At 47.3% G+C, this 6561-nt stretch carries 7 protein-coding genes and 1 pseudogene; 7 read left to right on the top strand and 1 reads right to left on the bottom strand.

Annotation, left to right across the window (positions count from 1 at the left end; all coding sequences use genetic code 11):
• Positions 1–127: 127 nt before the first annotated feature.
• The 6 genes and pseudogenes from MiSe_RS54340 to psb27 all read left to right on the top strand — a co-directional run.
• Positions 128–319: pseudogene (locus MiSe_RS54340) on the top strand (phosphate ABC transporter substrate-binding protein PstS); the annotation flags it as partial.
• Positions 320–535: 216 nt separating this feature from the next.
• A complete protein-coding gene (gene pstC, locus MiSe_RS46890) occupies positions 536–1486 on the top strand; it encodes a phosphate ABC transporter permease subunit PstC (protein WP_226593903.1) in 951 nt (316 codons plus the stop codon).
• Between the two features lie 82 nt (positions 1487–1568).
• Positions 1569–2465: a phosphate ABC transporter permease PstA gene (gene pstA, locus MiSe_RS46885; RefSeq protein WP_226593901.1), complete on the top strand. Its 897-nt coding sequence runs from the start codon at positions 1569–1571 to the stop codon at positions 2463–2465.
• A 151-nt stretch (positions 2466–2616) separates the two neighbouring features.
• Positions 2617–3423 (top strand): phosphate ABC transporter ATP-binding protein PstB, encoded by an 807-nt coding sequence (gene pstB, locus MiSe_RS46880; RefSeq protein ID WP_226593899.1) that lies wholly within the window; start codon positions 2617–2619, stop codon positions 3421–3423.
• 154 nt (positions 3424–3577) lie between these two features.
• Complete coding sequence (locus MiSe_RS46875) at positions 3578–4036, top strand: hypothetical protein (RefSeq protein ID WP_226593897.1); 459 nt, start codon at positions 3578–3580, stop codon at positions 4034–4036.
• Between the two features lie 33 nt (positions 4037–4069).
• The gene (gene psb27 / locus MiSe_RS46870) at positions 4070–4468 is read left to right on the top strand and encodes a photosystem II protein Psb27 (protein WP_226593895.1); all 399 of its coding nucleotides are present in this window, start codon (positions 4070–4072) and stop codon (positions 4466–4468) included.
• Between the two features lie 224 nt (positions 4469–4692).
• Here psb27 and MiSe_RS46865 read toward each other — a convergent pair whose 3' ends face one another.
• Positions 4693–5763, bottom strand: coding sequence for an adenosine deaminase (locus MiSe_RS46865; RefSeq protein WP_226593893.1), 1071 nt, complete (start codon positions 5761–5763; stop codon positions 4693–4695).
• 75 nt (positions 5764–5838) lie between these two features.
• Here MiSe_RS46865 and MiSe_RS46860 point away from each other — a divergent pair, with 75 nt between their 5' ends.
• Positions 5839–6195 (top strand): hypothetical protein, encoded by a 357-nt coding sequence (locus tag MiSe_RS46860; protein WP_226593891.1) that lies wholly within the window; start codon positions 5839–5841, stop codon positions 6193–6195.
• Positions 6196–6561 lie beyond the last annotated feature (366 nt).

The raw sequence follows: 6561 nt of genomic DNA, 5'->3' as shown, positions 1-6561 counted from the left end.
AAGTGGAGCAACTGGCGTATCGCTACGTCCTGGTGACAAAAGTGGCGAGCCTGGGAACCTTGGTAACAAGGATATTAAGACCGTAATGTCTTAAGAATCTCCGTGTCTTTAGACCGGAGAGTGTCAAAAGCAATATCCGAATGCAGCCAAAGCCCAAGCAATGGAAGCGATGATTGAGTATGGTTTGACTCAAGGGCAAAAGGTTGCGGCTGAGTTAGGATACGTTCCCCTACCTGCGAATGTGGTGCAACAGGTAGCAGCAGCTGCTGATGCAATTAGCCCAGATTACAAGATGGCGATTGCCGCTGCCACTCCGACAACTTTACCGGGTACGACAACAACCCCAGGCGCAGCGCCGACCAGCCCAACGGGTACGACAGGGACTCCAGGCGCTACCCCAGTCAGCCCAGCGGCTACCCCATAACAGAAGCGAGATGGGAATTAGGCTGAAAGGTTACGGTTAGTAGCGCGTTACCTTAGCCAAAGGCTGATTTAGGTTTGCTCCCACATTTTTTGCAGTCTTGGGAAGTTAATCATGCGTCCACAAGCGAACAACATTCCATCCGTAATTCAACCCCGGTCTGAAGTCGATAGGGTGTTAGATCGGGGCTTTATCTGGTTAACTCGGCTGTTTGCCCTAGCGATCGCTTTCATCTTACTTTGGATAGCATTCCAGGTGACCTCTAGTGCCATCCCCGCTATCCTGGCGTTTGGTCCTGGCTTTTTATTTCAAAGCGCTTGGAACCCCGTAACAAGTGAGTATGGGGTGTGGCCTCAAGTATATGGAACTATCGTCAGTGCTTTGATTGCGCTTTTATTAGCCGTTCCCATCGGGGTTGGTACTGCTATTTTATTGAGCGAGAACTTTTTACCGTCAGCGATTCGCACGGTACTGGTATTTCTGGTAGAACTTTTAGCAGCAATTCCCAGCGTTGTATACGGTTTGTGGGGCATTTTTGTCGTGATTCCCATCCTCAGACCAATCGGAGGATGGCTCAATTCTACCTTTGGTTGGCTGCCAATTTTTAGCACGCCACTAACCGGGCCGGGAATGTTACCGGCTGGGATAATATTAACGATTATGATTTTGCCAATCATTACGGCAATTTCTCGCGATGCGCTGATTTCTTTGCCCCCCGATTTACGACAAGCTGCGGTAGGATTGGGTGCAACGCGGTGGGAAACAATCTTTCAAGTTTTGGTACCTTCTGCTTTTTCTGGAATTGTTGGCGCGGTGATGTTGGCATTAGGTCGCGCGATGGGAGAAACGATGGCAGTAACAATGCTGATCGGTAACTCCAACAACGTAAACCTATCAATATTAGCCCCCGCTAACACGATTTCTTCCCTGCTGGCGAATCAATTCGCCGAAGCCAGCGGATTGCAAGTTTCGGCGCTAATGTATGCAGCGTTGATTTTGTTCTTGTTAACGCTTTTAGTCAATATTTTGGCTGATCTAGTAGTTCTGCGAGTGAAGAAACTATAACTGCTAATCGGTAATAAAAAATGAGTAATATTTCACCAATTACCAATTACCAATTACCAATGGCGATATAGAGTGTTAAGTTATGAACTATGATTTCCAGGCTCAGAATAATTCTGGATTTGGTTCGGGAAGTCTGAATCGCTCCAACTTTTCTCCCCGGACGCTGTTTAACACGGTGATGACATGGGTGGCATTTCTTTGCGGTGCTTTGGCGCTCATCCCTTTGTTAGCGGTGCTGAGTTACGTGACTATCCAAGGATTCAGGCGTCTGAATTTAAGCGCGTTCACAGAACTACCGCCGCCGCCTTTAGTACCGGGAGGAGGTTTTGGTAATGCGATTATCGGCACGCTAATTATGGTAGGAATTGGTGCGTTAATCAGCGTGCCGATTGGCGTATTTGCAGCGATTTTTTTGACCGAATTTAGTTCGGGTAAGCTGGCTCGTTGGATTCGCTTTGCTACCAATATTATCAGCGGAATTCCCTCTATTATTGCGGGGGTATTTGCCTATGTGGTTGTAGTTCTGAAAACTGGTACGTTTTCAGCGGTAGCTGGAGGGGTAGCGTTGGCAGTTCTGATGTTGCCGATTATTGTGCGAACGACTGACGAAGCATTGCAACTGGTATCAAAAGATTTGCGACAAGCGGCTTTTGGACTGGGTGCAACGAACTATCAAACTGTTTTAGGTGTAGTGTTGCCAGCAGCTTTACCGGCAATTATAACTGGAGTAACGTTGGCGATCGCGCGCGCCTCTGGCGAAACTGCACCTCTACTGTTAACCGCCCTGTTTTCCCAATTTTGGCCTAACAATATTATGACCCCCGCTCCTTCGCTGGCGGTGTTAGTGTTCAACTTCGCCATTGTGCCTTTCAAAAATCAGCAAGAATTAGCTTGGGCGGCTTCGCTGATTCTCGTATTCATGGTACTAATTACCAGTATGATCGCCCGCTTGGCAACTAGCCGAAAAGCTTATCGATGAATAGGCTAATGGCTAATGGCTAATGGCTAATGGGATACTAAAGAAACAACGCCCTGATTTAGATGCCCTTTTCCTCTTAGCAATTAGCAATTAGCAATTAGCAATTAGCAATTAGCAATCACCAATTACCAATTACCAACTCTAAATTTTTATGCGTTACCATCCTGAAACTATCAATCAAACCGAAACCGTTTTACGGGCAGAACATGTTAACGTCTATTACGGCACTTTCTTAGCCGTGCGGGATATTACAATGAATATCCCCAAAAATCGCATCACCGCTTTTATTGGTCCTTCGGGTTGCGGTAAAAGTACCTTGCTGCGCTGCTTTAACCGTCTGAACGATTTAATTGAGACTTTTCGGGCAGAAGGTAAAATTTATTACCAAAAAGAAGACTTGTACGCAGCGGAGGTCGATCCAGTAGAAGTGCGGCGTCGCATTGGCATGGTGTTCCAAAAGCCGAACCCGTTCCCCAAATCAATTTATGACAACATCGCCTTTGGAGCGCGTATCAATGGATACAAAGGGGATATGGATGAATTGGTAGAGCGCTCGCTCAAAGGTGCCGCTTTATGGGATGAAGTGAAAGATAAACTCAAGCAAAGCGGGTTATCGTTATCGGGGGGACAACAGCAAAGGTTGTGCATTGCGCGAGCGATCGCAGTTCAACCCGATGTGATTTTAATGGACGAACCTTGCTCGGCGCTCGACCCGATCTCGACTTTGCGGGTGGAAGACTTGCTTCACGAACTCAAAGAACAATACACCATCGTCATCGTCACCCACAACATGCAGCAAGCTTCCCGCGTGTCCGACATGACGGCATTTTTCAATGTGGAACCCACGGAAAAGGGCGGTCGCATCGGTTACCTGGTAGAGTACGACCGCACTGAGGTAATTTTCCAAAGTCCTAAAGAAGAGTCCACCCGCGAGTATGTCAGCGGCAGATTTGGTTGATCGATAGACCTGTGGCAAAATTACCAGGGGCAGGCAGGATGCCTACCCCACAAAACTGGAAAAATTATTGTGGGGTGGGGGTCCGGTGCAGGCAGGATGCCTACCCCACAAAACTAGAAAAATTGTTCTGGGGTGGGGGTCCGGTGCAGGCAGGATGCCTACCCCACAAAACTGGAAAAATTATTGTGGGGTGGGGGTCCGGTGCAGGCAGGATGCCTACCCCACAAAACTGGAAAAATTATTGTGGGGTGGGGGTTTGGTGCAGGCAGGATGCCTACCCCACAAAACTGGAAAAATTATTGTGGGGTGGGGGTTTGGTGCAGGCAGGATGCCTACCCCACAAAACTGGAAAAATTATTGTGGGGTGGGGGTCGGGTGCAGGCAGGATGCCTACCCCACAAAACTGGAAAAATTGTTCTGGGGTGGGGGTTTGGTGCAGGCAGGATGCCTACCCCACAAAACTGGAAAAATTATTGTGGGGTGGGGGTCCCGCCTGCCCAAGCATCGTCTGACAAGGACTTTTTGCAGCAGAGAGAAGCGAGAGGAACAACAAGGGCGCACTCATTTCCATTATTGGGAATATGGCGATCCCCGCGACACCAATCCAGGATAGGATTAACCTTATCTTGTGTTTGATTTGAGTCTTATGAAGCGCTATTTGTCCCGTCTGCTTGCCCTGGTTTTGGTTGTGGCGATTGGGTTGGTGGGTTGCTCTAACAATCCATCGGGTTTAACTGGTAATTATAGCCAAGACACTTTGGCTGTGGTGAATACCCTGAGAACTGCGATTGAGTTGCCAAATGATGCGCCAGATAAAGCGGCGGTGCAAGCAGAAGCACGGCAAAAAATCAATGATTTTTTTGCTCGCTACCGGCGGGATAGCTCGCTCAAAACTCTCCGGTCTTTTACTACAATGCAAACAGCATTGAATGGTTTAGCCGCTCATTACAGTTCCTATCCAAATCGTCCGATTCCTGAGAAATTGAAACAGCGATTAAAGCTGGAATTCAATCAGGTAGAATCTGCCATTAGGCAAGGTGCTTAATTGGTAATAGCGTTCCCAGGCAGATCCGTGGGAACGAGGGTAATGGGTAATGGGTCATTGGCTTTTGTTCTTACCCATTACCCATTATTGATCTCGCTTTGGTACTAGCCCAAGTTGCTAGTTATATCGTTGACCGTTGCATCGGAATTACGACCTGTATAAGCAATGAGCAATGAGCAATTAGCAATGAGCAATTACCAATTACCAATTACCACCGCCAATCTCTAACTTTGCGTCACAAATTCCCGCGTACCGGGATAGCCATCGCCAGTTTTGCTTGGTGCTTCCTGATACAATCCGCTTAACAGGGAAGCAGGTGGTTGTTGGTAAGGCCAAGCGAAGGCATGGCGGAAAGAAGCTTCCTGACAAGCTTGCAATTGGCGAAAATCAATAACATCCTGGGTTAGTAAATTTTCGTACTCGAACGGCAGGCGCACGTTATGTAACCCGGCGTTATCGGTACAGATGGCGATGTCTACACCTGCGTCAAAACAGCGGTCAAAAACAAGTTTGAGTTGACGAATATCGTCGAGGGTGCCGGTTTTGAGGTAAGTTGTGGGACAAACTTCCAGACACTGACGCCTTGCTGCTAATTGGGGCAATAATTCGGGATGTTTGAGGGGAATTTGGATGCCGTGACCGATTCGCATTAAATAGGGTAACAGTTCTGGGTAACAGCCATCAACGGTTTCGTAAAGGTGTCCGGTGGTGTTGAGGTTGAGCTTACGCGCATAAGCATATAATTCCACAAATTCATCCAACCGCTCGGCGTAATGGGCATCCCCGCCTGCCACATCCACCCCACAGACATATTCCCGCTTTTGGGCAGCCAAGTCAACAATCGCCCGATTCACCTCATAAGGTAACCGCGAGTGGGTACACAAAATTTGGCTGGTGACGATGGGATATTCTGTCAGAGAACTCGCTTTGCCGACAATTTCGACAATTTCCGCCATGCAGTCGATGCGCTGCGACTGAGTTAAATGTTCGGGTGTCCGCAGATAAGGCGTGTACCGTAATTCTAAATAAGCCAAATTCTCAAAAATATAAGCACCTCGAATTAACCGATAGATAAAGTAAGGCAGCGTTTGGGACGTTTGCACGCTTTCTACCAGGGTGTGCAATTCCAGATATTCATCTAGGGTATTGCGGGGACGGGTATAAAAATCCTCAAACTCTGCGTATTCTGGGAAGCGTTGCGCCTTCTGGGAGTCGTTTCTTTGGAAATATCTCCACAGAATCCGGGGTACGACGGAACCACCGAGATGGCGGTGTAATTCAGCATACAAAGACACGGTAACCTCTTAATGTTGAGAGGGATATTTATAAATTATGAACAATTATTACAATAACGGTTAGGAGCGGATGCGATGTTTTTGCGTAGGGACACGGCATCCGAAATATTCTATCACAAGCGAACATTTTATGATTGCCGTGTCCCTACCAGGTTTTTGCCTAGGGACACGGCATCCGAAATATTCTATCACAAGCGAACATTTTATGATTGCCGTGTCCCTACCGGGTTTTTGCCTAGGGACAAGGCATCCGAAATATTTTATACAAGCGAACATTTTATGATTGCCGTGTCCCTACCAGGTTTTGGCGTAGGGACACGGCATCCGAAATATTCTATCACAAGCGAACATTTTATGATTGCCGTGTCCCTACCAGGTTTTTGCCTAGGGACAAGGCATCCGAAATATTTTATACAAGCGAACATTTTATGATTGCCGTGTCCCTACCAGGTTTTTGCCTAGGGACAAGGCATCCGAAATATTTTATACAAGCGAACATTTTATGATTGCCGTGTCCCTACCGGGTTTTGGCGTAGGGACAAGGCATCCGAAATATTTTATACAAGCGAACATTTTATGATTGCCGTGTCCCTACCGGGTTTTTGCCTAGGGACAAGGCATCCGAAATATTTTATACAAGCGAACATTTTATGATTGCCGTGTCCCTACCAGGTTTTGGCGTAGGGACAAGGCATCCGAAATATTTTATACAAGCGAACATTTTATGATTGCCTTATCCCTACCGGGTTTTGGCGTAGGGACAAGGCATCCGAAATATTTTATACAAGCGAACATTTT

It is taken from the genome of Microseira wollei NIES-4236, assembly GCF_020521235.1.
Lineage (GTDB): Bacteria > Cyanobacteriota > Cyanobacteriia > Cyanobacteriales > Aerosakkonemataceae > Microseira > Microseira wollei.
The sequence above is the reverse complement of the archived record's forward strand: the minus strand, read 5'-3'. Positions and strand labels throughout refer to the sequence as shown.